Origin of the sequence: Sulfitobacter sp. PR48 (assembly GCF_028807335.1) — a bacterium.
In the GTDB taxonomy this organism is placed as follows: domain Bacteria; phylum Pseudomonadota; class Alphaproteobacteria; order Rhodobacterales; family Rhodobacteraceae; genus Sulfitobacter.
On record NZ_JARAMM010000001.1, the window covers coordinates 104352 to 129453 of the forward strand.

The window sequence follows — 25102 nt, forward strand, 5'->3', positions numbered from 1 at the left end:
CTTCTGGGCCAGACAGTGGCCCGTTAATTTTCTTCCGTTAGCGGTAACATACATTGCCGCCCATATGAAGCCCCACCGTCATAATCACCCAAGGTTTCATGAATGCTAAGCTTCTGCCAGCCCCGGCCGCCTTTCACCGGATGATTTCGATGCTCAATGGCGCATCTGCTTGACACCTGTGCGATGCCCCCCCAGCTTTCATCCAAAAGGAGATCACCATGCCAGATCAGCAAGAGATCGAACTGCAGGCCGCCGCCTTTCGCCGTCTGCAACAGCATCTGATGCAGGACCGCACCGACGTTCAGAACATCGACCTGATGAACCTTGCCGGATTCTGCCGCAACTGCCTGAGCCGCTGGTATCAGGAAGCGGCCAATGCACGGGGCATCGAAATGACCAAGGAAGAGGCCCGCGAGCTGTTTTACGGCATGTCGATGGAGGACTGGAAGAAGAACTACCAGACCGATGCGACATCCGGCCAGCAGGCTGAGTTCAAGGAAGCCTTTGCCAAAAACGTCGGCGAAGGCTGACCGCCCTGCGCGCGACCTGCCGCCTTGCGATGGCTCACCCGTAAGGGTTGCGCGCGCCGCGATCCTCGCTCAGCGACAACTGGCTGCGCTCCACGATCAACAGCACCGCGTCGGCCAGATGGCTGCGGCCGATGGCCTTGTCGCCCCGTGCGACGCGCAGCTTGTGTGCCTCCAGCATGACCTCGGCATGGCTGCTGCCGCGCGGCGGGATGAAGGTGTAGCAGGCCAGTTCGATCAGAAAGCCCAGCGGGTCCTTGAAATAGATCGACTTCATGAAACCCCGGTCCTTGATCCCGGAATTCGGGATGCCCCGCTCTGCCAGGCGGTCAAGCACCTGTTCATGCGTCGCCTGATCGACCTCAAGCGCCAGATGATGCACGCAGCCCGGATCGGTCGGGGTTCTGTTATGAACAGGCTTTCGGTTTTCATTTGTGAATATCGTGATCAACCGGCCGTCACCGGGATCAAAATACAGATGCCCCTCGTCCGGGTCGTCCAGATTGGGCTGGTCGAAGATGAAAGGCATGCCCAGCACCCCCTCCCAGAAGTCGATCGAGGATTGACGGTCGGCACCGGTCAGCGTGATGTGATGGACGCCGAGCGATTGAATTTTCTTCATTATATATCTCCACCCTTTGTTTTCTTGCCCAGCCTAACCCGGCGGCGACAAGATGCCGAGACTTCTCAGAGCCCCCCTTTCGCCTCAGTGGAGCGAAGCCTATAAGGGCTGCGCGCCCGCCTCTGTCAGAGTCGCGGGCTGATTGGGCTTTTAATCAAGGTTTGCACCGCATGAACATCTTTGGAAATCTCCGCGGCATGTTTTCTTCCGACATGGCGATTGATCTGGGCACGGCGAATACGCTTGTCTACGTCAAGGGTCGCGGGATTGTTCTGTCTGAGCCGTCGGTCGTTGCCTATCATATCAAGGACGGGGTCAAGAAGGTGCTGGCCGTGGGCGAGGACGCCAAGCTGATGCTGGGACGCACCCCCGGCAGTATCGAGGCGATCCGCCCGATGCGCGAAGGTGTCATCGCGGATTTCGACACCGCCGAGGAGATGATCAAGCACTTCATCCGAAAGGTGCATAAACGCTCCACCTTTTCAAAGCCCAAGATCATCGTCTGCGTGCCGCATGGCGCCACCCCGGTCGAGAAACGCGCGATTCGCCAATCGGTTCTTTCCGCTGGCGCACGCCGCGCGGGTCTGATCGCCGAACCCATCGCGGCGGCCATCGGTGCGGGGATGCCGATCACCGATCCCACCGGCAATATGGTCGTGGACATCGGTGGCGGGACCACCGAAGTGGCGGTTCTCAGCCTTGGTGACATCGTTTATGCCCGCTCCGTCCGCGTCGGCGGCGACCGGATGGACGAGGCAATCATCAGCTACCTGCGCCGTCAGCAGAACCTGCTGGTGGGCGAAACCACCGCAGAACGCATCAAGACCTCCATCGGCACGGCGCGGATGCCCGACGACGGGCGCGGCACTTCGATGCAGATCCGTGGCCGCGACCTGCTGAACGGCGTGCCGAAAGAGATCGAGGTCACGCAGGCCCAGATCGCCGAGGCGCTGGCCGAACCGGTGCAGCAGATCTGCGAGGCGGTGATGACCGCGCTGGAAACCACCCCGCCCGACCTTGCGGCGGATATTGTGGACCGGGGCGTCATGCTGACCGGCGGTGGCGCATTGCTGGGCGATCTGGACCTCGCGCTGCGCGAGCAGACCGGGCTTGCCGTTTCCATTGCGGATGAATCGCTCAACTGCGTCGCATTGGGCACGGGCAAGGCGCTGGAATACGAAAAACAGCTGCGCCACGCCATCGACTACGACAGCTGAATCCTGATACCATTGCCACGCCCGCCCCTCGGGCAGGAGCCTTTGTGACATGGCCAAAGACCGCTCAACCAGCAGTGATTTCACCGGCCCGCTGCGCCGGTTGCTGCTGGCTGTGCTGATCCTGCTGCTGGGTGCGATCTTTCTTTTGTGGCGCATCGACAGTCCGCGCGTCGAACGGTTTCGCGCCCAGATCACCGACCGGCTGGTGCCCAACCTGGATTGGGCGATGGCGCCGGTGACGGGCACGATCAACCTGTTGCGCGACTTTCAATCCTACCAGCGGCTGAGCGAACAGAACCAGGAGCTGCGCAGCGAATTGCGCCAGATGCAGGCCTGGAAGGAAGCGGCCCTGCAACTGGAACAGGAAAATGCCAGGCTGCTGGACCTGAACAAGGTGCGGCTGGACCCGCGCCTGACCTTCATCACCGGGGTGGTGCTGGCCGATTCCGGTTCGCCCTTCCGGCAATCCGTCCTGCTGAACGTCGGCGCGCGCGACGGGTTGGTGGACGGCTGGGCCACCATGGACGGCATCGGGCTTGTCGGCCGCATTTCCGGCGTGGCGCAGAACACCGCGCGGGTGATACTGCTGACAGATGCCTCCAGCCGCATCCCGGCGGTGATCCAGCCTTCGGGCCAGCGCACGATCGTCGCGGGCGACAATTCCGCCGCGCCGCCGCTGGATTTCATCGAAAGCCCCGATCTGGTGCGTCCCGGCGACCGGGTGATTTCATCCGGTGACGGGGGCGTCTTTCCTGCGGGTCTGCTGATCGGACAGGTCACCGCCGACCCCGGCGGGCGGCTGCGCGTGCGGCTTGCGGCGGATTACGAGCGGTTGGAATTCCTGCGGGTGATGCGGCACTACGGCACCGAGAAGGTGACCGACAATGCGCAGGTGATCTCCCCTGCAGGCCCCTTGCCCGTGCAGACAGAGGCGGAAGCGGAGGTGAGTGAATGAACGATCTGTCGCTGTCCCGGCTTTGGGCGATGCGGGCGTCGTTCCTGTTCCTTGCGCTTGTGATCTTGTTCTTTCATCTGCTGCCGATGGAAACCACGCCCCGCCGCTGGGCCGGCCCCGACCTGCTGCTGTGCTTTGCCTGTGCCTGGGGCCTGCGGCGCCCGGAATATGTGCCTGCCCTCGCGCTGGCCATCGCCTTTCTGATGTCTGACCTTCTGTTGCAGCGCCCGCCGGGCCTCTGGGCGTTGCTGGCGCTGGTCGGCTGTGAAAACCTCAAGTCGCGGGGCCGGTCCCTGCGCGACGGCGGCTTTGCCGCTGAATGGGTGTCGGTTGCCATGATCATGGTGTTGATCATGGTCGCGAACCGGCTGATACTTGCCCTTGTTCTGGTTCCTGTGCCGGGCCTCACACTCAGCCTTTCGGAACTGGGCATGTCCTTGTTATTCTATCCCCTGGTCGTGGCCGTAACCCACGGCCTGATGCGGGTGCGCAAGACCGCGCCCGGCGATCTGGATGCTTTGGGGCAGAGGGTCTGAGATGAGACGCAACCGCGCCGAAAACGATGCCAACCACACGCGGCTGACCCGCCGGGCCGCCCTTCTGGGCGGCGCGCAGTTGCTGTTCATGGGCGGCCTTGCCGCGCGGATGCGGTATCTGCAGGTCGATCAGGCCGACCAGTTCCGCCTGCTGGCCGAGGAAAACCGCATCAACATCCGGCTGATCCCCCCCGCCCGCGGCGAGATCTTTGACCGCAACGGCATGCGGCTGGCGCAGAACGTGCCGAGCTATCGCATTGTCATGGTGCGCGAAGATGCGGGCGACGCAGAGGCGGTGATGGATCGTCTGGGACAGATCATCACGATTGACGCGGAAACCCGCGAACGCGCCATGGCAGAGATCAAGCGCTCCGCACCCTTCCTGCCTGTCACCATCGTCGACGATGTCAGCTGGGAGGATGTCAGCCGCGTCAGCGTCAATGCGCCCGCCCTGCCCGGCGTCACACCCGAGGTCGGGCTGACGCGGGTCTATCCGCGCGGCTCGGACTTTGCCCATGTGGTGGGCCGCGTCGGCCGGGTCAGCCAGGCCGACCTCGACGCGCTGGAGGACCCCGACCAGGTGCTGCGCATCCCGCGGTTCCAGATCGGCAAGATCAACGTGGAAGCCCGGCGCGAGGATATCCTGCGCGGCAAGGCAGGCACCAAGCAGGTGGAGGTCAACGCCACCGGCCGGGTGATGCGTGAACTGTCCCGGCGCGAGGGCGAATCGGGCAAGGACATACAGCTGACCGTGGACGCCAAGCTGCAACAATACGTCCAGGCCCGCCTGGACGGGGAAAGCGCCGCCGTCGTGGTCATCGACTGTGAGAACGGCGACCTGGCCGCCATCGCCTCGGCGCCATCCTACGACCCGAACCTTTTCATCGGCGGGATTTCCTCCAAGGACTACAACCCGCTGCTGGAATCGAAATACCGCCCCCTGGTGAACAAGACGGTACAGGGGACGTACCCGCCCGGTTCGACCTTCAAGATGATGACGGCCATGGCCGCCATCGAGGAAGGCATCATCGGCCCGGACGAAACCGTCTATTGCCCCGGCCATCTCGAAGTCGCGGGGCGGCGGTTTCACTGCTGGAAACGCGCGGGTCACGGCTGGGTCGACCTGGAAAACTCGCTGAAGCAATCCTGCGACGTCTATTACTACGATCTCGCCCTCAAGGTCGGGATCGAAAAGATTTCGGCCATGGCGAACCGCTTTGGCCTTGGCATCAAGCATGAACTGGCGCTGTCCTCTGTCGCCTCGGGCCTGACGCCGACCAAAAGCTGGAAGCGCGAGACACGCGGGGCGGACTGGGTCATCGGCGACACGGTCAACGCCTCCATCGGGCAGGGCTTCATGCTCGCCTCGCCGCTGCAACTGGCGGTGATGAGCGCGCGCATCGCCACCGGCCGGGCGGTGACACCACGGCTGGTCAAGACAATCGACGGCGTCGAGCAACCCAGTGGCGCGGGCGAGTCATTGGGCATGAACGAAAACAACCTGCGCAAGATGCGCCGCGCGATGTTCGAGGTGGTCAACAACCGCCGCGGCACCGGCTACAGGTCGCGCATCATCGCCGAAGAATACCGCATGGCGGGCAAGACCGGCACCAGCCAGGTCCGCAACATCACCGCCGCCGAACGGGCGCGCGGGGTCAGCCGGAACGAAGACCTGCCCTGGGAACGCCGCGACCACGCGTTGTTTGTCAGTTTCGCCCCCTTCGACAACCCGCGCTATGCGGTGTCGGTGCTGGTTGAACATGGCGGCGGCGGATCTACGGCAGCTGCCCCCATCGCGCGGGACGTGATCCTGCAGGCGCTTGCAGGGGGCGAGCCCCCGCTGGAGGCCTATCCCTCTGCCGACCGGGGCCGGATCAAGACCCAGCAACGCAAGCTGCGCGAGATGCAGCCCCAGGCCGCGATCAACGGAAACGATCAGGCATGAGTTACCTTGAATATACGGTCAAATCGGTCCCGACGGGGTTTCGCAAGATCCTGCACCTGAACTGGCCGCTGACGCTGCTGCTGGCCTCGGTCTGCTGCATCGGTTTCCTGATGCTTTATTCCGTCGCCGGAGGGTCATTCACCCCCTGGGCCGAACCGCAGATGAAACGCTTCGGCCTTGGCCTCTCCCTGATGCTCGCAGTGGCGATGATCCCGATCTGGCTCTGGCGGAACCTGTCGGGCCTGGCCTATGGGGGCTCGCTGCTGCTGCTGGTCGCCGTGGCGCTGATCGGCGATGAGCGCAAGGGCTCGCAGCGCTGGATCGACCTGGGGTTCATGGACCTGCAACCCTCCGAACTGATGAAAATCACCCTGGTGATGTTTCTGGCCGCCTATTACGACTGGCTGCCCGCCAAAAAGGTATCGCGCCCATTCTGGGTGTTGCTGCCGGTCCTGATCATCTGTGTGCCGACCGTGCTGGTCCTGCGCCAGCCGGACCTCGGGACCTCGATCCTGCTGCTGACGGCGGGGGGCGGGCTGATGTTCCTGGCCGGGGTGCATTGGGCCTATTTCGCCGCGGTCATCGCCTCCGCCACGGGGCTGCTGACGGCGGTCTTCCAGTCGCGCGGCACCACCTGGCAATTGCTGAACGACTACCAGTACCGCCGCATCGACACCTTTCTCGATCCCGCCGCCGATCCGCTGGGCGCGGGCTATCACATCACCCAGTCCAAGATCGCGCTGGGGTCCGGCGGCTGGACCGGGCGCGGCTTCATGCAAGGCACCCAGTCGCGGCTGAACTTCCTGCCGGAAAAGCATACCGACTTCATCTTCACCACCCTGGCAGAGGAATTCGGCTTTGTCGGCGGGTTCAGCCTGCTGGGGCTCTATGCGATGATCATCCTGTTCTGCGTGGTCACCGCGATCCTGAACAAGGACCGGTTCTCTTCCCTGCTGACCCTGGGCATCGCGCTGAACTTCTTTTTGTTCTTTGCGGTCAATATGTCGATGGTGATGGGGTTGGCGCCGGTGGTCGGCGTGCCCCTGCCATTGGTCAGCTACGGCGGATCAGCCATGCTGGTGCTGCTGCTGGCCTTTGGTCTCGTGCAATCCGCCCATGTCCACAGACCGAGGTAACCCATGACCATCAATGTCCTTTTCGCCGCGAAATCGGAGCGGTGGGAAACCTATGAACAGCCCCTGCGCAGGGCGCTTGCCGACGCGGGCCTCGATGCGCGGCTCAGCATGGATATCCCGCCCGCCGAGGTGGATTACATCGTCTATGCCCCGAACAGCGACCTGCAGGATTTCACCCCCTATACCCGCGCCAAGGCGGTGCTGAACCTCTGGGCCGGAGTGGAAAACGTGGTCGGCAATGACACGTTGAAGATCCCGCTGGCGCGCATGGTCGATCCCGGCCTGACAAAGGGCATGGTGGAATGGGTGACCGGCCACGTAATGCGCTATCACCTCGGCCTGGACACGGACATCACCCGCAGTGATGCCCGCTGGGAGCCACGCACCCCCCCCCTTGCCCAGGAACGTTCCGTCGTGATGCTGGGCCTCGGTGCCCTGGGCAGTGCTGCGGCGAAGCTGCTTGCCGAGATCGGCTTTCAGGTGACCGGATGGTCGCGCAGCCCCAGAGAGGTCGCCGGTGTCACCTGCCTGCATGGCGAAGAGGGGCTGAAACAGGCGCTTGGCCGCGCCGAAATCGCCGTGCTGCTGCTGCCCGACACCCCCGCCACCGAAAATACGCTGAACCGCGAAACCCTGGCCCTGATGCCGCGTGGCGCCTTCATCATCAATCCCGGCCGCGGCCCGCTGATCGACGATGACGCCCTGATTGAGGCGCTGGACAGCGGGCAGATCGCCCATGCCACACTGGACGTCTTCCGCACCGAACCCCTGCCGCAGGACCATCCCTATTGGGCGCATCCGGGCGTCACGGTCACGCCGCATATCGCTGCCGAAACGCGGGCCACGACAGCCGCGCAATCCGTCGCCGAAAACATCCGGCGCGGCGAGTCGGGCGAAGCATTTCTCAATCTCGTCGACCGGGACCTGGGCTACTGATCGACAGGTCCCTGGTTTCGGAGCCGCCCTTGCGTGCGACCGGACAGACAGGGCGACAGCCGGTTGCCAAGGAAAATCGACGAGGGGCCCCGCAACGCGGGGATACGCCGATTATCCTTGGCAAGAGGTTGGCGGCCTGTCAGCACGGGGTCGCGCAAGGACGGATCCGAAACCCTGGGTTTGGTGAGACCCGCAGCGCGGCACCCTCTCAACCCGCGATCAGCCCACGGCCCCGCAGCAGCGCCTCAACCCCCGGCAACCGGCCCCGGAACGCGACGTAAAGCTCCGCCGCATCGCGGCTGCCACCGGTGGAAAGGATATGCTGCTCAAGCGCTGCCGCAATGCCCGGCTCAAAGGCGCCGCCCGCTTCCCCGAAAGCCTCGAAGGCATCCGCATCCATGACTTCTGACCACATGTAGCTGTAGTAGCCGCTGGAATAGCCATCGCCCGAGAAGACATGGGCGAACTGCGGTGTTGCATGGCGCATGCGGATTGCCTCCGGCATGCCGATGCCTGCCAGCACCTCGGCCTGCCGCGCCATCGGATCGTCGGGTGCCGCGCCATCGTGAAATGCAAGATCGACAAGGGCCGAGGCCAGATATTCGACCGTCTGGAACCCCATGTCGAAGGTCGCTGCGGCCAGCACCTTGTCCAGCATCTCCCCGGGCATGGGCGCCCCGGTCCTTGCATGGGTCGCGAATTTGCCCAGCACTTCGGGCACCTCCAGCCAGTGTTCGTAAAGCTGGCTGGGCAGTTCCACAAAATCGCGCGCCACGGAGGTGCCGCTGACCGATTCATAGGTCACATCCGACAGCATCTGATGCAGCGCATGGCCGAATTCATGAAACAGCGTGCGCGCATCGTCATAGGACAGCAGCGCCGGATCGGATTTGGCGAAATTGCAGACGTTGATCACCACCGGGCTTTGCACCTTGGGGAATTTCGCCTGCGCGCGCATGGCCGAACACCAGGCCCCCGACCGCTTTGACCCACGGGCAAAATAATCCCCGATGAACACGGCGATATGTTCGCCCTTTCGGGTGACTTCCCAGGCCCGGCAATCCGGGTGATAGAGCGGCACGTCGAGAGGTGCGAATTCCAGACCGAAGAGCCGGGTGGCGCAGTCAAAGGCCGCGTCGATCATCCGGTCCAGCTGGAAGTAGGGTTTCAACGCGGCCTCGTCCAGATCATGCTCCGCTGCGCGGCGTTTCTCTGCGTAATAACGCCAGTCCCAGGGGGACAGGTCACCGTTCACGCCATCGGCATGCATCATGCTGGTCAGCACCTCGGCATCCGCATTGGCCTGCGCCCTGGCAGGCTCCCAGACTTCCATCAGCAGGCCGCGCACGGCCTCGGGCGTCTTGGCCATTTCGGTTTCCAGCTTGTAGGCCGCGAAATTTTCATAGCCCAGCAGCTTGGCGCGCTCCTCGCGCAGGGCCAGGATTTCGGCTGCGATGGCGCGGTTGTCGGTCTCGCCCCCACCGGCGCCCCGCGCCTCCCAGGCGCGAAACGCCTTTTCGCGCAGATCGCGGCGGGGGGAGAATTGCAGGAAGGGCACGATCAGAGACCGCGACAGGGTCACAACCGGGCCGGAAGCGCGCTTTTCCTCCCCTGCCGCGCGGGCGGCGTCGACGACGAAATCGGGCAGACCGGCCAGATCCTCCTCGGCAAGTTCCATGAACCACGACCGCTCATCCGCCAGCAGGTTCTGGGTGAACTGGGTGCCCAGCACCGCCAGCCTGCCCTTGATCTGCTTCATCCGCGCTTCCTCCGCCCCTTCCAGCGCGGCACCGGAACGGACAAAGCCGCGATGTGTCAGCATCAGCACCCGTGCCTGTTCATCGCTCAGCGTCAGGCTGTCGCGCCTGTCCCAGACGGCGGCCACCCTGGCAAACAGCGCCTTGTTTGCGGAAATCTCGGAGAAATGCGCCGCCAGCTTCGGTGAAAAGTCGCGTTGCAGCTCTTCCCGCACGGGCGTGCTGTCGGCCCCCGCCACGGTAAAGAACACGCCCAGCACCTTGTCCAGCGCCCCGCCTGCGGCTTCCAGCGCCTCAATTGTATTGGCAAAATCCGCCTCATCCGGGTTCTGCGCGATTGCCTCAATCTCGGCATTATGGGCAGTCAGCGCCGCTTCCAGCGCGGGGGCGAAATCTTCGTCGGAAATCCGGTCGAAAGGGGCCAGGCCAAAGGGGGTTTGCCAGTCTTGCAGCAGCGGGTTTGTCATGGGGATCTCCTTTGCGCTCAAGCTAGGGCCTGTGGACATTTGTCTTCGCCCACCCGTTTCAGTCCAAAATTGCTCAGTTCCAGGCAAGAGAGCGCAGGAATAGCCAGCTATTTCAAGCTCTCTTTGCGCGCCCCGCCTTGAAATTGAAGCGCCAATACCCTGCCGCGCTACGCACTCTCGGGACATTGGCGATGTGATTTGCCTTAAAGTAAAAGCGGGACGCTGTAACGCGGAAATGGGCAATTTTGGACTGAAACGGGTAGTCGAAGATGAACGTCCACAGGCCCTAGTATTGCGGAAACGAAATGCGCATCATTTCCCACTGGCCCCGGATCGCTTGCGATCCGGTTCGCACCCGACCCCGCCCCCCAGGGCGGGTGCGAAATTCCGACCTCGCAAGATGCTGAGAAGTATGGAAAAATGGAAATGCCTCGCAAAATGGAGGGCCGCCCTCGGTGCCGGGTGCGAACCTGCCGTTGAGGGCTGCATTTAATGAGCCGAACTTTGATTCCGGGTGACTAGGACGCGGGGGCGGCAGATACAATGCACCGGCAGCAATGTCAGCTGATGTTGCCCGCTGTCAGCTTTCCGCAGCCCTGCCGCAAGTGGGGCATCCCGCCCGGCGTTGCACCGCAATGCTGCGGTTCTCGCCAAAGAGCGCGTCATAGATCACCATCTGCCCCCGCGCGGCCGTGCCCGCCCCGGTGATCAGCTTGATCGCCTCCACCGCCATCATCGCGCCCACCACGCCGGGCAGCGGCCCGATCACCCCGGCCTCGGCGCAGGAGGGGGCAAGATGCGGCGCCGGTGCCTTGTCGAAAATGCATTGGTAACAAGGCGCGCCCCGCGCCGGGTCAAACACCGAAAGCTGCCCCTCCCACTGGCTGAGCGCCCCCGAGATCAGCGGCACCCCGGCCCGCACGCAGGCGGCGTTGACCAGATAGCGGGTTTCAAAATTGTCGCAGCCGTCGATCACAAGATCATATTCAGCCACCAGCTCATCGGCGATTTCCGCGGTCAGGCGGCGGTGATAGGGGCGTACGGTGACAAATGGGTTCTGCGCCTGCATCGCCTTTTGCGCAGAAAAGACCTTGGGCATGCCGATGGCATTGTCCGGGTGGATCACCTGGCGTTGCAGGTTCGCGTTTTCCACCCGATCATCGTCGATCACGCCGATGGTGCCGACACCTGCGGCGGCAAGGTATTGCAGCACCGGCGCGCCCAGACCGCCGGCCCCGATGACCAGCACATGCGCATGTTTGAGGGCCTTCTGACCGGCACCGCCAACCTCGCGCAGGACAATATGGCGGGCATATCGGTTCAGCTCGGTGTCGGTGAAGGTACCGGTGGATTTCGCGCTGTCCGGCATGGCTGTTCTGCCCTCTGCGCGCTGGCGCAACATGCGGATCAGCGCGCGGTAGGCCAGAAAGATCACCACGGCACCGCCCAGCAGCAGCCAGAGCGCGGCACTGCCACCGGTATTCACCGCCAGCGGATGGGTGGCGGGAAAGGTCACCTGGATGCCCAGGACCGCGAGGTACAGCAGGCCGAGCAGGATCAGCCGGAGCTTGCGCGGCGCGCCAATCACGCCGCCACCGAACCAGATCGCGGCAGCCATGACCGCAACCAGTAACATCAGCTCAGTCCCGTGGATCCAAAACCGCCACCACCCCGCGCGGTATCATCCAGGGTTTCCCCGACCCTGAAAGCCGCCTGCACCACCGGGGCCACCACCATCTGCGCGATCCGCATGCCGTGGGTCACCTCAAAGGCCTCTGTCCCGGTGTTCAGCAGGATCACCCCGACCGTGCCGCGATAATCGGCGTCAATCGTGCCGGGGCTGTTGGGCAGGGTCAGCCCATGTTTCAGCGCCAGGCCTGATCGCGGCCTGATCTGCACCTCGAACCCTTCCGGGATGGCCATATGCAACCCCGTGGAGATCAACGCGCGGCCCGCAGGGGACAATGTCACCGGCCCCGCTGGCAGGTTGGCGCGCAGATCCGCACCGGCAGCCCCGGCGGATTCATAGGCGGGCAGGCCCAGTGTCTGATCGGCCCCTTTGGCCCAGCGCAGTGTAATCGTGACCATCGGTGTATCCTAACCCAGTGCCTGCGCGATACGCGCTGCCAGTTTGCGGGCAACAGCATCCTTGCCCATGCGCTGCCAGACCTCCGCGCCCGCGTCGGAAATCAGCGTGACCGCGTTTTCATCGCCCCCCATGATGCCGGTTTCGGGGGATACGTCATTGGCCAGGATCCAGTCGCAGCCCTTGCGCGCGCGCTTGGCCGTCGCATTGTCGACGACATCGTTGGTCTCGGCGGCAAAGCCTATCACCAGACCGGGCCGGCCTTCGGGCATCCGGCTGACGGTCTTGAGGATGTCTGGATTCTCGGCAAAGCTCAGTTCGGGCAGGCCATCCTTCGACTTTTTCAGCTTTCGGTCGCTGGCCGAACTGACCCGCCAGTCGGCCACGGCGGCGGCAAAGATTGCGGCATCGGCGGGCAGGGCCCCCTGCACCGCCTCCAGCATCTGCAAAGCGGTCTGGACGCGGATCACCTCGACCCCCTCGGGCGGGGGCACATCGGCAGGTCCGGTGACAAAGACGACATGTGCGCCCAGCGCCGCCAGCGCCCGGCCCAGCGCCGCCCCCTGCGCGCCGGAGGACCGGTTGGCGATATAGCGCACCGGGTCGATGGGTTCATGGGTCGGCCCCGAGGTCACCAGAATGCGTTTCCCCCTGAGCGGCCCATCGGCCAGCCGCGCCTCGATGTTGGCCACGATCTCAAGCGGCTCGGCCATGCGGCCCGGCCCGAATTCGCCACAGGCCATGTCACCAGCATTGGGACCGACCATGCCGATCCCATCCGCCATGAGGGTTTCGATATTCCGCTGGGTTGCCGGATGCTGCCACATGCGGACATTCATCGCCGGCGCGATCAGAACCGGCGTATCGGTGGCCAGCAGCAGGGTGGAGGCGAGGTCATTGGCAAGGCCCTGCGCCATCTTTGCCATCAGGTCGGCTGTTGCGGGTGCAACAACCACCAGATCGGCCACGCGGCTGAGCTGGATATGCCCCATCTCGGCCTCGTCGTTCAGATCGAAAAGCGCCTGAAACACCGGCTTTCCCGCCAGTGCAGATACCGACAGGGGGGTCACGAACTCGGACCCGGCAGCGGTCAGGACCGGCGTCACCTCTGCCCCGCGTTCGCGCAGGCGGCGTATCAGGTCAAGCGACTTGAACGCGGCGATGCCACCACCGATGATCAGCAGAATGTGTTTGCCTGCCAGCATGATATCCCCTTGCCAGATCGCGCCTGGCTGGGACCATAAGCGGCAGCCCGGGAATGTGCCAGCCCCGGACGGTCAGTTCAGGAAATGCATGACCTCGCGCGACTGCCCTTCCAGCGACTTGCGCATTTTGACAAATGCGGCCGCTTCCAGCTGGCGCACGCGTTCTTTCGACAGGCTCAACTCGTCGCCCAGGCTTTCCAGCGTCCGCGGCTGATCGCGCAGCTTTCTTTCACGCACGATGAACTGCTCGCGGTCGTTCAGCTCTTGCATCGCAACCACCAGCCAGGTGCGCAGCTGCGCCGTGTCGTGGCTGTCTTCGACCCGCTCTGCCGCCTGCGCGCTTTCATCCACCAGCGCGTCAATCCACTCGCGGCCCTCATCCTCTGCCGATTGGGTCGCGTTCAGGGAATAATCAGAACCGGACAGCCGCCCTTCCATCATCTCCACGTCATGCAGCGGCACGCCGATCTCGGTCGAGATCATCTGGCGCAGCTGATGCCGGTCCAGTGTTTCACCCGCCGCCGAGGCCTCACGCTCAAGCCGGGCCTGAACCCGGCGCATGTTGAAGAACAGCGATTTCTGTGAGGAGGTGGAACCGGTGCGCACCATCGACCAGTTGCGCATCACGTGATCCTGGATGGAGGCCTTGATCCACCAGACCGCATAGGTCGAAAACCGCACCCCGCGATCCGGGTCGAACTTGTCCGCCGCCTTCATCAAACCCAGGCCCGCTTCCTGGATCAGGTCGTTCATCGGTGCGCCGTAGCGCTTGAACTTGCCCGCCATGGAAACGGCCAGACGCATATAGGCTGTGATCAGACGATGCAGGGCCGCTTCATCCCGCTGGTCGCGCCAGGCATATGCCAGCTTCAGCTCGGTTTCTGCGTCCAGCAGTTCCGCTTTCATGGCGGTCCGGGTGAGGGAAAATTCTCTGGCCGTTTGCGTTGTCATATTCAAATACCCCCTGAAAACATGGCAAGCCTTGAGACCGGCCTTTGACAAAGGTACGCATGACCCGGCGCCATAGTTCCGAATTAAAGGAAAAAATCTTGACCCAATCCACTCTCGTCCTAGGCGGGGCCGCGTCCGGCAAGTCGGCCTGGGCCGAAGCGTTTCTGGAAAATGACGGTCGGCCAATGGTTTATCTGGCGACCGGCCGGATCCTTGATGATGAGGTGGCACAAAAGGTGGCGGTTCACAAAAAGCGGCGCGATGCGCGGTGGCGCACCATCGAAGCGCCGCTTGATCTGGCCCCGGCGCTGGCCGGGGTGACGGGTGATGAATGCGTCCTGATTGACTGCGCGACCATGTGGCTGAGCAATCACATGATGGAGGGTTCGGACCTTGTCCCGGCGCGGGAGGCGCTTTTGACCGCCCTGCGCTGCTGCGCTGCACCCTGGGTCATCGTCTCCAACGAGGTTGGTCACGGCATCGTGCCCGACAACGCACTGGCCCGGCAGTTCCGCGAAGCGCAGGGGCGGCTCAATATCGCGCTGGCGCAGGAAGCGGCACTGGTGGTGCAGGTGACGGCCGGGTTGCCGTTGGTCCTGAAAGGCCATTTGCCATGACCACCTGGCATTGGGTCCGGCACGGTCCCACCCATGAAAAGACCTTTGTAGGATGGCGCGATGTCCCTGCGGACCTGTCCGACAGGGCGCGCATCGCGCGGCTCAGCGCCTTCCTGCCGGAACGGGCGCTTGTCGTGTCGTCCGATCTGATCCGTTCGATCACCACCGCCGATGCGCTTGAGATGCCAGGCCACAGGCGTCTGCCGCATCGGCACGACCTGCGCGAGCTGAATTTCGGGGATTGGGACGGAAAACATTTCACCGAAGTCGCCGCCACAGACCCGGACCTTTCCCGCGCCTATTGGGAAACCCCCGGCGATGTGGCCCCCCCCGGCGGCGAAAGCTGGAATGCCGCCGCGGACCGCGTGGGCAAAGCCGTCGACGCGCTGAACGCCAGCCACCCTGACGCACATATCATCGCCGTGGCGCATTTCGGCGTGATCCTGACCCAGGTTCAGCGTGCCATGGGCGTCACCGCCAATGCGGCAATGGCCCACAAGATCGACAACCTGTCGGTGACCGAACTGCATTACGAGGCGGAAACCTGGCAGTTGCGCCGCATCAATCACTGCCCGTGATCACCTGCCGCACAAAATTGCGTTTGCTCCGCTTTTCACATCAGGGCTAGGTGGCGGCATGACATATGACCTTTTCATCGGCGATCGCACCTTCTCAAGCTGGTCCCTTCGGGGCTGGCTGATGCTGGAAAAATTCAACCTGCCCTACAAGGCCCATATGGTGGGCCTTTACAGCGGCACGATGGCGGATGAGCTGGCGGCCCTTGCCCCGGCGAAACTGGTGCCGGTCCTGCGCACGCCTGAGGGCACCGTGATCGGCGAAACCCTCGCCATGGCCGAAACACTGGCCGAACGGCACCCGGAGGCGGGCCTGTGGCCCGACGGCGCGGCAGCCCGCGCCACGGCGCGCTGGCTTTGTGCCGCGATGACATCCGGTTTCACCGCCTTGCGCGGGGCCTGCCCGATGCAGTTGCAGCATGTGAACAAGGGCTTCGTGGTCACCGACGCCGTGCAGGCGGACCTTGACCGGATCGAAACCCTCTGGACCCACGCCATGCGCAATGCGGACCTGCGGGGGCAATGGCTTTTCGGGCGGTACTCGCTGGCCGATGTGTTTTACGCCCCGGTGGCCGCGCGCATCATCGGCTATGACCTGCCGGTGTCCGAGGCGGCGCGCCGCTATTGCGAGATTGCGATCAGTGACCCGGCCTTCAAGGCCTGGCGTGCGGAAGGGCTGAAAACCACCTACGACCCCTTTCCCTACGACATGGGTACCGAAACCGCGCCATGGCCGGGCGATGAGCCGCGTTAACTCTTCTTAAACCACCCCTCCCTATCCCTTAACCAAGGTTGCCAAAGGGATAAGAGATGGTTTCACGCGCCTATACCGTCGCCTTCCAGGGGGTCGAGGCGCGCATGGTGGAAGTGCAATGCGCCGTGACGGCAGGCCTGCCGGCCTTTTCCATCGTCGGCCTGCCGGACAAGGCGGTGTCCGAAGCCCGCGACCGCGTGCGCACGGCGCTGACCTCGATGGCCATCGCGCTGCCGTCAAAGCGGATCACCGTCAACCTCAGCCCCGCCGACCTGCCCAAGGAGGGCAGCCATTTCGACCTGCCCATTGCGCTGTCGCTGCTTGCCGCATTGGATATCCTGCCCGACGACGTGGTGCAGACCGTCGTTGCCCTGGGCGAATTGTCACTGGACGGCACGCTGGTGCCGGTGGTGGGGGCCCTGCCCGCCGCCATGGCCGCCGCAGAACAGGACCGCAGCCTGCTTTGCCCCGCCGGATCGGGGGCGGAAGCCGCTTGGGTGGGCAAGACCCAGGTCATCGCGGCGCCCACCCTGGGCGACGTGGTGCGCCATTATACCGGCCAGGCCCCCTTGCCCCCTGCCGAACCGGGCGAGGTTTCGGCACCGCCACAGGGCCGCGACATGCGCGACGTCAAGGGACAGGAGAGGGCCAAACGGGCGCTGGAAATCGCCGCCGCCGGGCGGCACCACCTGATGTTTGTGGGCACGCCCGGCTCGGGCAAGAGCATGCTGGCCGCACGGCTGCCCTCCATCCTGCCGCCCCTGACCCCGGCAGAGGCGCTGGACACGTCGATGATCCACTCCCTCGCCGGTCTGCTGGACGAGGGCGGCATTTCCCGCGCGCGTCCGTTTCGCGAACCGCACCACACCGCCTCGATGGCCGCGATCATCGGCGGCGGGCGGCAGGCCAGACCGGGCGAAGTCTCGCTGGCCCATAACGGCGTCCTGTTCATGGACGAATTTCCCGAATTTCCCCGCATGGTGCTGGAAACCCTGCGCCAGCCGATCGAGACCGGGGAGGTGATGATCGCGCGGGCCAATGCACATGTGAAATATCCCTGCAAGTTCATGCTGGTGGCCGCCGCCAACCCATGCAAATGCGGTTATCTCAGCGATCCAGCGCGCGCCTGTGCGCGGGTGCCGCAATGCGGGGAGGATTACATGGGCCGCATCTCGGGGCCATTGATGGACCGCTTCGATCTGCGGGTCGATGTGCCCCCCGTCGCCTTCACCGATCTGGACCTGCCCGGCAGCGGCGACAGTTCCGCCGATGTGGCCGCCCGTGTCGCTGCTGCCCGCGCCACCCAGGCCGCCCGTTTCAAGGATCACGCCGAGATGCGGGTAAACGCCGACGCCGAGGGCGACATGCTGGAACAGATCGCCACCCCCGACGCAGAGGCGCGCGCGCTGCTGACCAAGGTGGCGGAACGGTTTCACCTGTCGGCACGGGGCTATCACCGGGTGATCCGGGTGGCGCGCACCATTGCCGACCTCGACGGCGCACAAAGCGTGCGCAAGCCGCATATCGCCGAGGCGGTCAGCTTTCGCCTGGTCAATCCAGGCGCTGGCTGATCCACACTGCCAGGTCGCGCAGGCTCGCCCGGGCTTCCGGCAGGATGTTGTGCAGGATCGGCCAGACATGGGGCAGGTCGCGGACCTCGGTAAAGCAGACATCGACACCTTGTTCGCGTAACCGTGCCGCCATCCGGCGTGAATCGTCGCGCAGGATTTCGGTGTCGCCCACCGTCAGCCAGACCGGTGCCGCCCCGGCAAAATCCGCAAACAGCGGGCTGACCGCCGGATCCTCTGCCGGGTGGTTTCCCAGATACATCCGGCACATTTCATCAGCGCGGTCTGCAACCAGAACGGCCTCTGCCTGCGCGTTCTGGCGGAAACTCGCGCCCGAATAGGTCAGGTCGGTAAGCGTCGAGAAACAAAAGACCCCGGCGGGTTGCGCCGCGCCCGCCCCCGCCAGTTCGGCCAGTAGACCCAGCGCGAGCGCACCCCCGGCACTGTCGCCGCCGACAATCACCTGGGCCGGCTTGACCCCGCTGGCGATCAACCCATCCCAGGCGGTGCGCACGTCGGTGGCTGCAGCGGGAAAGGGAGCCTCCGGTGCCAGACGGTAGCGCGGCAAGACCGCACGCATCCCCGTCAATTGCCCGATCTTGCCCAGCATCGCCGCATGGGTGCGCGGGCTGCCAAAGACGAACCCGCCGCCGTGGATATAGAGGATGACAGAGTCAGAGGTCAGAATGCGCGGCACGACCTCCAGCGCCTCGACCTGGCGGCCCGCCGCCTGCAGGACCTGCCATTGTTTTTGCGTGCCACGGGGGGCGTGAAAGAAATAGCGCGCCTGCCTTTCCAGGTTCACGCGCATCTGTTCTGGCCCCTCCGCCCGCGCCAGGCGCGGCTTTTCCACCAACCGCAGATAGCTGTTCAGGACTGGCCGCAGCAGGCTCATGCGCGCCGCGCCTCGATCGCCTCCCAGATCTTGCCGGCGATGTTGACGCCGTCAAACCGCTCAAGCTCCTGTATCCCGGTGGGTGAGGTCACGTTGATCTCTGTCAGGTAGTCGCCGATCACGTCGATCCCGACAAATATCTGCCCCTTTTCCTTCAGCAGCGGCCCGATGGTGGCGCAAATCTCGCGGTCTCTCTCGGTCAGGCCGATCTTTTCGGGGCGGCCGCCCACATGCATGTTCGACCGCGTCTCACCTTCTGCCGGAACCCGGTTGATCGCGCCCACGGCCTCCCCGTCGACCAGGATGACCCGTTTGTCGCCCCTGGACACTGCGGGCAGGAACTTCTGCACGATCAGCGGCTCGCGCGAGAAACCGGTGAACAATTCGTGCAAGGAGGACAGGTTGCGGTCCTTCTCATCCAGCCGGAAGACCCCGGCCCCGCCATTGCCGTAAAGCGGCTTGAGAATGATATCACCATGCTTGGCCTTGAACGCCTTGATGGTTTCAAGGTCGCGGGCAATCGTCGTGGGCGGAGTGAGCTGGGGGAAATCCAGCACCAACAGCTTTTCGGGATAATTGCGCACCCAGAAGGGATCGTTGACCACCAGCGTGGTGCCCTTGAGCCGGTCGAGCAGATGTGTCGAGGTGATGTAATGCATGTCAAAGGGCGGGTCCTGCCGCAGCCAGACCACATCATATTCTGCCAGATCGACCTCCCGCAGGGGGCCAAGCTGCGCATGGTCGCCCTGCACACGCTGAACGGTGAAATCATGCCCCCGCGCGGTGATCCGCCCTTCCTGGTAGGCCAGTTGATCGGGCCCGTAAAAGAACAGCTCATGCCCCCGTGCCTGTGCTTCTTCGGCAAGGCGGAAACTGCTGTCCGCGTTGATGTTCACATCCCCGATCGGGTCCATTTGAAAGGCAATTTTCATCGGTCAATCCCTGCTGCTTGCCTCTTAGATGGCGCAGCGGGACGGCGGGTGCAATGGGTCAGCCGTGACCAAAGGCGTTTTCGATGATCCGGGTCTGTCCCTGTGCATCGACCAGCGCGACGTCAAACCGCGTTTCGGTCAGGGTGCCCGCAGGTTCTGATCCAAGGAATTCTTCGGCGGCCAGAAAGATGCGCTGCATCTGGCGGGCAGAGAGGCTTTGTGCGGCGCGGTCGAAATCACGTGCCTGTTTGACTTCGACAAAGATCAGCCCGTCACCGTCACGCAGGATCAGATCAATCTCCCCGCCCTTGCCGCGCCACCGCCTGCGCGCCAGGGCAAAGCCGCGCCTTTCGTAGTCCTGCGCAATCCGGTTTTCCGCCGCGACCCCCGCCTCAAAAGCCATCGCGCCCCTGTGGGTTCTGGCAGAACCGGTCATGTGTCATCCTTTCCCATCGCCAGGGCAGCCTGATACACCTTGCGCCGTGGCAATCCATGCGCCTGCGACACCATATCGACCGCATCGCGCATCGACATTTCCGACAATGCGCCTTTCAATTCCGTTTCTAGGTCAATTTCCCTAACAGTTCCTGAACGGGCACGGTCCACCAGCACCACGATCTCGCCCTTTGGGTTGGACTCCGCGTGGATTTCCGCCAGTTTTTCCAGGGGATGGCGCTGCACCTCTTCGAATTTCTTGGTGAGTTCCCGACAGACGGCCGCTTTCCGGTCCGGGCCCAGCACCTCCGCCGCATCGCGCAGCATGGCCCCCAGCCGCTTTGGTGATTCGTAAAACACCAACGTGCCCGGCACCTCCTGCAGGGTCTCCAGCGCAGCCTTGCGCGCGGTTGCGGCATTGGGCAGGAACCCCGCAAAAAAGAACGCATCCGTCGGCAATCCGCCCAGCGCCAGCGCCGTGGGCAGTGCGGATGGCCCCGGTGCGCAGGTCAGCGGCAACCCGGCCTCGGCCACGGCACGGGACAATTCGAACCCCGGATCGGCAATCAGCGGCATGCCGGCCTCGGAGGCATAGGCCACCGACTTCCCGGCGCGGATCGCGGCCAGCAGCTTGTCGGTCACAGCCGCACCGCTGTGATCATGCATCGCGACAATGCGCCGCCCCGCCAGTGGCACGCCGTGAATATCCATCAGCCGCCGCAGGCTGCGGGTGTCTTCCGCTGCCAGCACATCCGCACTGGCCAGCACGTCGAGCGCGCGCAGGGTGATATCGCGCGCCGTCCCGATCGGGACGCCGACAAAGTATAAACCCGCCGACAAAGCGGCTTTGAGGTAATTCACGCTGGACCCGCCTTTCGCACTCTCTATGATTGCTTAGGTAAAACACCGGCGTCCCGACGCCGCCTGACCACCCGGAGAGTGAGTTCGACATGATTGCTTTTTTCGATGCAGGCCGCAAGAAGCTGCGGCTGCTGATCCTGGCCCTTTTTGCCCTGGTCCTGGCCGCCTGTGAGCCGATGGCCATCGGCGGGCTGGCAAACACCGGCGGACCCAAGGTTGATACAAGTGCACCGATCCCGGTTGCCCTGCTGGTCCCGCGCGGCGGTTCGGCCAGCGACAACCTGCTTGCGCAGAACCTTGAAAACGCGGCACGTCTGGCGATCCGGGACCTGGACGGCGTCAAGGTGGACCTGCGCGTCTACGGCACTGCCGGGAATGCAGGCACTGCCGCCAGCATGGCATCCCAGGCCGTCTCCGAAGGGGCCAAGATCATTCTCGGGCCGGTCTATGGCGAATCCGCCAATGCCGCCGGGGTTGCGGTGGCCTCCCAGGGCGTGAACGTGCTGTCGTTCTCCAACAACACGACCATCGCCGGCGGCAACGTCTTTGTGCTCGGGCCAACCTTTGAATCCACCGCGAACCGGCTGGTCGGCCATGCCAAGCGCAACGGCAAGGACCGGATCGTGATCCTGCACGGGCAGGATGTCGCCGGGCAACTGGGGCGTGATGCGATCCAGCGGGCGATTGCTGCAAACGGTGCGACCCTCGCGGGGACCGTGGACTATGCGCTCAGCCAGGAATCCGTCATCGCTTCGGTGCCGCGGGTCAAGGCGGCCATGGACAGCGGCAATGCCAATGCGCTGTTCCTGACGACCTCTTCGGCCAGTGCCCTGCCGCTCTATGCGCAACTGCTGCCCGAGGCCGGCATAAAGGCCCCCACAACACAGTTCATCGGCCTGACACGCTGGGACATTCCGCCTGCAACCCTTGCCCTGCCAGGGGTTCAGGGGGGATGGTTCGCCCTGCCCGACCCCGGCGCGACAGGGGTGTTCCGCCAGAAATACAGCGCTGCATACGGGTCTGACCCGCATCCTCTGGCCGGACTGGCATTTGATGGGATTGCGGCCATCGGTGCCCTGGTCAAGACCGGCAAATCCACGGCGCTCACCGGTGCGTCCCTGACCCAGGGTGCGGGGTTCCGGGGGGCAAGCGGCATCTTCCGCCTGCGCGCGGACGGCACCAATGAACGTGGGCTGGCCGTCGCTACGATCCGCGACAAATCGGTTGTGATCCTCGATCCCGCGCCCAAGGCGTTTGGCGGCGCGGGTTCCTGATCCGAAAGTGCCAACTTCCCTTTCAACAAAAGCGACAGGCGCGGATACCGATCCGCGCCTGATTTGCGCGCCCGAACTTATTTTCGATGCCGGGGCGGTACATGCTGCCCTGGATGAAGCCTGCACGGGTGCAGAACCCGGCGCCCGCCGCGCGGCAGCGGTGCAGGTGCTGCGGGAGGTACAGGTAAACGGACGGGCTGAAATCGCGCGCAGTTTTGCCGCAGCCCCCTTCGACGCCCGCGGCATGACCCGGGCCTATACCTATCTCACGGATCAACTGGTCAGCGCCACGCTGGATGTCGCGGCGCGCCACCTGCATCCCAAACCCAACCCGACCGAGAGCGAGCGCCTTTCGGTGATCGGGGTTGGCGGCTACGGGCGCGGGGAAATGGCACCGTTTTCCGACGTCGATCTGCTCTTCCTGATCCCCTACAAGGCCACCGCCTGGACCGAGAGCGTCGTGGAAAGCGTGCTCTATATCCTGTGGGACTTGAAAATGAAGGTGGGTCATGCCACCCGGACCATCAAGGATTGCATCAGGCTGGGTGCCGAGGACTACACCATCCAGACCGCCCTGCTGGAGCACCGCTATATCGCCGGTGACCGCAAGCTGGCAACGGCACTCGATACCAGGCTGGCCAGCGATCTTTTCGACGGCAAAGGCCGCGATTTCATCGAAGCCAAGCTGGAGGAACGGGACAAGCGACACCTCAAGCAGGGACAACGCTATGTGGTGGAGCCCAACGTCAAGGAAGGCAAAGGCGGCCTGCGCGACCTGCATTCACTGTTCTGGATCGCCAAGCTGATCTATCACGTCGACCGGATCTCGGACCTGGTGGACAAGGGGGTGTTTCGCCCCGATGAATACAACACCTTCCGGGAGGCGGAAGATTTCCTCTGGGCGGTGCGGGGGCATCTGCACCTGCTCGCCGGGCGGGCCACCGAACAGCTCACCTTTGACGTGCAGGTCCAGGTGGCCGAGGCGATGGGCTATCAGGACACCAGCGGCAGGCGCGGGGTCGAGGTTTTCATGCAGGCCTATTTCCGCCACGCCACGGCGGTGGGGGACCTGACCCGCATCTTCCTGTCCAGCCTGGAGGCGATCCACGTCAAGGCGGAACCGCTGCTGGAACGGTTCTTCCGCCGCCGCCCCAAGATCAAGGAAGGCTATGAGGTGGTGCACAACCGCATCGCCATCTCGGACGACAAGGCCTTTCTGTCGGACAAGCTGAACATGCTGCGCATCTTCGAGGAAGGTCTGCGCACCGGCATGCTGATCCATCCCAATGCCATGCGCCTGATCAAGGCAAACCTGCACCTGATCGATGACGACATGCGCGAAACGCCCGAGGCGCAGCGCATCTTCTTTGATCTGCTGCTGAAACACGGCAATCCCGAACGCGCATTGCGGCGGATGAACGAGCTGGGCGTGCTGGCCGCCTTTATCCCCGAATTCGAACCCATCGTCGCGATGATGCAGTTCAACATGTACCACAGCTATACCGTAGACGAACACATCATCCAGTGCATCGCCAACCTGGCCCGGATCGAAAAGCAGGAGCTGGTAGAGGAACTGCCGGTCGCCTCCTCCATCCTCAAGCGGGGGGTGAATCGCAAGGTGATCTATACCGCTCTGCTGCTGCATGACATCGCCAAGGGCCGCCCCGAGGACCATTCGGTGCTGGGTGCCAAGATGGCGCGCAAGATCGCGCCCCGGTTGGGGCTGTCGCGGGCGGATGTGGATACCGTGGAATGGCTGGTGCGCTATCACCTGCTGATGTCCGACATGGCGCAAAAGCGCGACATCGCCGACCCGCGCACCGTGCGCGACTTTGCCAAGGCGGTACAGACGGTGCGGCGGCTTGACCTGCTCTGCGTGCTGACGGTCTGCGACATCCGCGGCGTGGGGCCCGACACCTGGAACAACTGGAAGGCGGTTCTGATCCGCGCGCTGTACCGCCAGACGAAACGCGGGCTGCAAACCGGGCTTGAGGACATCAACCGCGAAAACCGCGGCACCGAGGCCCGCAAGGCCCTGAGCGAGGCGCTGGCGGATTGGCCCGCCAAGGACCTCAAGGCCGAGAAAGCGCGGCATTATCCGCCCTATTGGCAGGGCCTGCACGTCACCGCCCATGTCGCCTTTGCCGAAATGCTGCGTGACATCGGCGACGGCGACGTGCGCATCGACCTGCACCCGGACGAAGACCGCGACGCCACCCGTGCCTGTTTCGTCATGGCCGACCATCCGGGCATCTTTTCGCGACTGGCCGGGGCGCTGGCCCTGGTCGGGGCCAATGTCGTGGACGCCCGCAGCTACACCACCAAGGACGGCTTCGTCACCGATGCCTTCTGGATTCAGGATGCGGAGGGCAACGCCTATGAGGCCTCCAAGCTGCCCCGCCTGCGCCAGATGATCGCCAAGACCCTGCGCGGCGAGGTCGTGGCACGCGAGGCGCTGAAATCCCGCGACAAGGTCAAGAAGCGCGAAAAGGCCTTTCGCGTGCCCACGTCGATCACTTTCGACAACGAGGGGTCGGAAATCTACACGATCATCGAGGTCGACACCCGCGACCGCCCCGGCCTGCTTTATGATCTGACGCGCACCCTGGCGGGGGCAAACGTCTATATCGCCAATGCCGTGATCGCGACCTATGGCGCGCAGGTGGTCGATACTTTTTACGTCAAGGACATGTTCGGCCTGAAATACCACACGGTTGCCAAGCAGAAGATGCTGGAAAAGCGCCTGCGCGAGGCGATTGCGGAAGGCGCGGAACGGGCCGAGAAATAGGGGCCGGCCCCGCCGTTGCGAACTCTGCGGGAAAACTCCCGATTTCCTGCACAAGCCGCCCCA

23 protein-coding genes are annotated in these 25102 nt (G+C 64.0%); 13 read left to right on the forward strand and 10 right to left on the reverse strand.

Annotated features, from left to right (window positions below):
* The first annotated feature begins 218 nt into the window (after positions 1 to 218).
* Positions 219 to 530 carry a DUF1244 domain-containing protein gene (locus PVW51_RS00540; RefSeq protein ID WP_269364072.1) on the forward strand — a complete coding sequence of 104 codons (312 nt, stop codon included), beginning with the start codon at positions 219 to 221 and terminating at the stop codon, positions 528 to 530.
* Between the two features lie 34 nt (positions 531 to 564).
* Here the strand turns inward: PVW51_RS00540 and PVW51_RS00545 are convergent, their stop codons facing one another.
* On the reverse strand, positions 565 to 1149 hold the full coding sequence (locus tag PVW51_RS00545; protein WP_269364070.1) for a VOC family protein: 585 nt from the start codon (positions 1147 to 1149) through the stop codon (positions 565 to 567).
* 170 nt (positions 1150 to 1319) lie between these two features.
* On the opposite strand from PVW51_RS00545, the gene PVW51_RS00550 reads away from it, so the two are divergent.
* The 6 genes from PVW51_RS00550 to PVW51_RS00575 are packed head-to-tail and all read left to right on the forward strand — an operon-like array spanning position 1320 to position 7874.
* The gene (locus tag PVW51_RS00550; protein ID WP_067295094.1) at positions 1320 to 2366 is read left to right on the forward strand and encodes a rod shape-determining protein; all 1047 of its coding nucleotides are present in this window, start codon (positions 1320 to 1322) and stop codon (positions 2364 to 2366) included.
* A 49-nt stretch (positions 2367 to 2415) separates the two neighbouring features.
* Positions 2416 to 3321, forward strand: a complete 906-nt coding sequence (gene mreC, locus PVW51_RS00555) for a rod shape-determining protein MreC (RefSeq protein WP_114277378.1) — start codon at positions 2416 to 2418, stop codon at positions 3319 to 3321.
* On the forward strand, positions 3318 to 3857 hold the full coding sequence (locus PVW51_RS00560; RefSeq protein ID WP_114277377.1) for a rod shape-determining protein MreD: 540 nt from the start codon (positions 3318 to 3320) through the stop codon (positions 3855 to 3857). The genes mreC and PVW51_RS00560 overlap by 4 nt, the downstream gene beginning before the upstream one ends.
* Before the next feature lies 1 nt (position 3858).
* On the forward strand, positions 3859 to 5802 hold the full coding sequence (gene mrdA, locus PVW51_RS00565) for a penicillin-binding protein 2 (RefSeq protein ID WP_269364064.1): 1944 nt from the start codon (positions 3859 to 3861) through the stop codon (positions 5800 to 5802).
* The gene (gene rodA / locus PVW51_RS00570) at positions 5799 to 6938 is read left to right on the forward strand and encodes a rod shape-determining protein RodA (protein WP_274573191.1); all 1140 of its coding nucleotides are present in this window, start codon (positions 5799 to 5801) and stop codon (positions 6936 to 6938) included. The genes mrdA and rodA overlap by 4 nt, the downstream gene beginning before the upstream one ends.
* 3 nt (positions 6939 to 6941) lie before the next feature.
* The gene (locus PVW51_RS00575) at positions 6942 to 7874 is read left to right on the forward strand and encodes a 2-hydroxyacid dehydrogenase (protein WP_274573192.1); all 933 of its coding nucleotides are present in this window, start codon (positions 6942 to 6944) and stop codon (positions 7872 to 7874) included.
* A 208-nt stretch (positions 7875 to 8082) separates the two neighbouring features.
* Here PVW51_RS00575 and PVW51_RS00580 read toward each other — a convergent pair whose 3' ends face one another.
* The 5 genes from PVW51_RS00580 to PVW51_RS00600 form a co-directional block, all read right to left on the reverse strand.
* A complete protein-coding gene (locus PVW51_RS00580; protein ID WP_274573193.1) occupies positions 8083 to 10098 on the reverse strand; it encodes a M3 family metallopeptidase in 2016 nt (671 codons plus the stop codon).
* A 580-nt stretch (positions 10099 to 10678) separates the two neighbouring features.
* A complete protein-coding gene (locus tag PVW51_RS00585; RefSeq protein ID WP_274573194.1) occupies positions 10679 to 11734 on the reverse strand; it encodes a HesA/MoeB/ThiF family protein in 1056 nt (351 codons plus the stop codon).
* Positions 11734 to 12186: a dUTP diphosphatase gene (gene dut / locus PVW51_RS00590; RefSeq protein WP_274573195.1), complete on the reverse strand. Its 453-nt coding sequence runs from the start codon at positions 12184 to 12186 to the stop codon at positions 11734 to 11736. Before dut ends, PVW51_RS00585 begins: the two co-directional genes overlap by 1 nt.
* 9 nt (positions 12187 to 12195) lie before the next feature.
* On the reverse strand, positions 12196 to 13389 hold the full coding sequence (gene coaBC, locus PVW51_RS00595; protein WP_274573196.1) for a bifunctional phosphopantothenoylcysteine decarboxylase/phosphopantothenate--cysteine ligase CoaBC: 1194 nt from the start codon (positions 13387 to 13389) through the stop codon (positions 12196 to 12198).
* Between the two features lie 72 nt (positions 13390 to 13461).
* Positions 13462 to 14340: an RNA polymerase factor sigma-32 gene (locus PVW51_RS00600; RefSeq protein WP_269364050.1), complete on the reverse strand. Its 879-nt coding sequence runs from the start codon at positions 14338 to 14340 to the stop codon at positions 13462 to 13464.
* A gap of 98 nt (positions 14341 to 14438) precedes the next feature.
* Between PVW51_RS00600 and cobU the strand changes: the two genes are divergently transcribed.
* From cobU to PVW51_RS00620, 4 genes are read left to right on the forward strand one after another with little or no spacing between them, the layout of a single operon-like run.
* Positions 14439 to 14957 (forward strand): bifunctional adenosylcobinamide kinase/adenosylcobinamide-phosphate guanylyltransferase, encoded by a 519-nt coding sequence (gene cobU, locus PVW51_RS00605; protein WP_338019726.1) that lies wholly within the window; start codon positions 14439 to 14441, stop codon positions 14955 to 14957.
* A complete protein-coding gene (locus PVW51_RS00610; protein WP_274573197.1) occupies positions 14954 to 15535 on the forward strand; it encodes a histidine phosphatase family protein in 582 nt (193 codons plus the stop codon). The genes cobU and PVW51_RS00610 overlap by 4 nt, the downstream gene beginning before the upstream one ends.
* Before the next feature lie 58 nt (positions 15536 to 15593).
* On the forward strand, positions 15594 to 16286 hold the full coding sequence (locus tag PVW51_RS00615; protein ID WP_274573198.1) for a glutathione S-transferase: 693 nt from the start codon (positions 15594 to 15596) through the stop codon (positions 16284 to 16286).
* Positions 16287 to 16342: 56 nt separating this feature from the next.
* Positions 16343 to 17857 (forward strand): YifB family Mg chelatase-like AAA ATPase, encoded by a 1515-nt coding sequence (locus PVW51_RS00620; protein ID WP_274573199.1) that lies wholly within the window; start codon positions 16343 to 16345, stop codon positions 17855 to 17857.
* Here PVW51_RS00620 and PVW51_RS00625 read toward each other — a convergent pair.
* The 4 genes from PVW51_RS00625 to rsmI are packed head-to-tail and all read right to left on the reverse strand — an operon-like array spanning position 17838 to position 20977.
* Positions 17838 to 18749 carry an alpha/beta hydrolase fold domain-containing protein gene (locus PVW51_RS00625; RefSeq protein WP_274573200.1) on the reverse strand — a complete coding sequence of 304 codons (912 nt, stop codon included), beginning with the start codon at positions 18747 to 18749 and terminating at the stop codon, positions 17838 to 17840. The two genes, PVW51_RS00620 and PVW51_RS00625, sit on opposite strands and share 20 nt — an antisense overlap.
* Positions 18746 to 19681 carry a glutathione synthase gene (gene gshB, locus PVW51_RS00630; RefSeq protein WP_274573201.1) on the reverse strand — a complete coding sequence of 312 codons (936 nt, stop codon included), beginning with the start codon at positions 19679 to 19681 and terminating at the stop codon, positions 18746 to 18748. Before gshB ends, PVW51_RS00625 begins: the two co-directional genes overlap by 4 nt.
* Positions 19682 to 19739: 58 nt before the next feature.
* On the reverse strand, positions 19740 to 20117 hold the full coding sequence (locus PVW51_RS00635; protein ID WP_274573202.1) for a YraN family protein: 378 nt from the start codon (positions 20115 to 20117) through the stop codon (positions 19740 to 19742).
* Complete coding sequence (rsmI, locus tag PVW51_RS00640) at positions 20114 to 20977, reverse strand: 16S rRNA (cytidine(1402)-2'-O)-methyltransferase (protein WP_274573203.1); 864 nt, start codon at positions 20975 to 20977, stop codon at positions 20114 to 20116. The genes PVW51_RS00635 and rsmI overlap by 4 nt, the downstream gene beginning before the upstream one ends.
* A gap of 89 nt (positions 20978 to 21066) precedes the next feature.
* Between rsmI and PVW51_RS00645 the strand changes: the two genes are divergently transcribed.
* Complete coding sequence (locus tag PVW51_RS00645; RefSeq protein WP_274573204.1) at positions 21067 to 22251, forward strand: penicillin-binding protein activator; 1185 nt, start codon at positions 21067 to 21069, stop codon at positions 22249 to 22251.
* A gap of 7 nt (positions 22252 to 22258) precedes the next feature.
* On the forward strand, positions 22259 to 25039 hold the full coding sequence (locus PVW51_RS00650; protein WP_443287223.1) for a [protein-PII] uridylyltransferase: 2781 nt from the start codon (positions 22259 to 22261) through the stop codon (positions 25037 to 25039).
* The last annotated feature ends 63 nt before the right edge of the window (positions 25040 to 25102 follow it).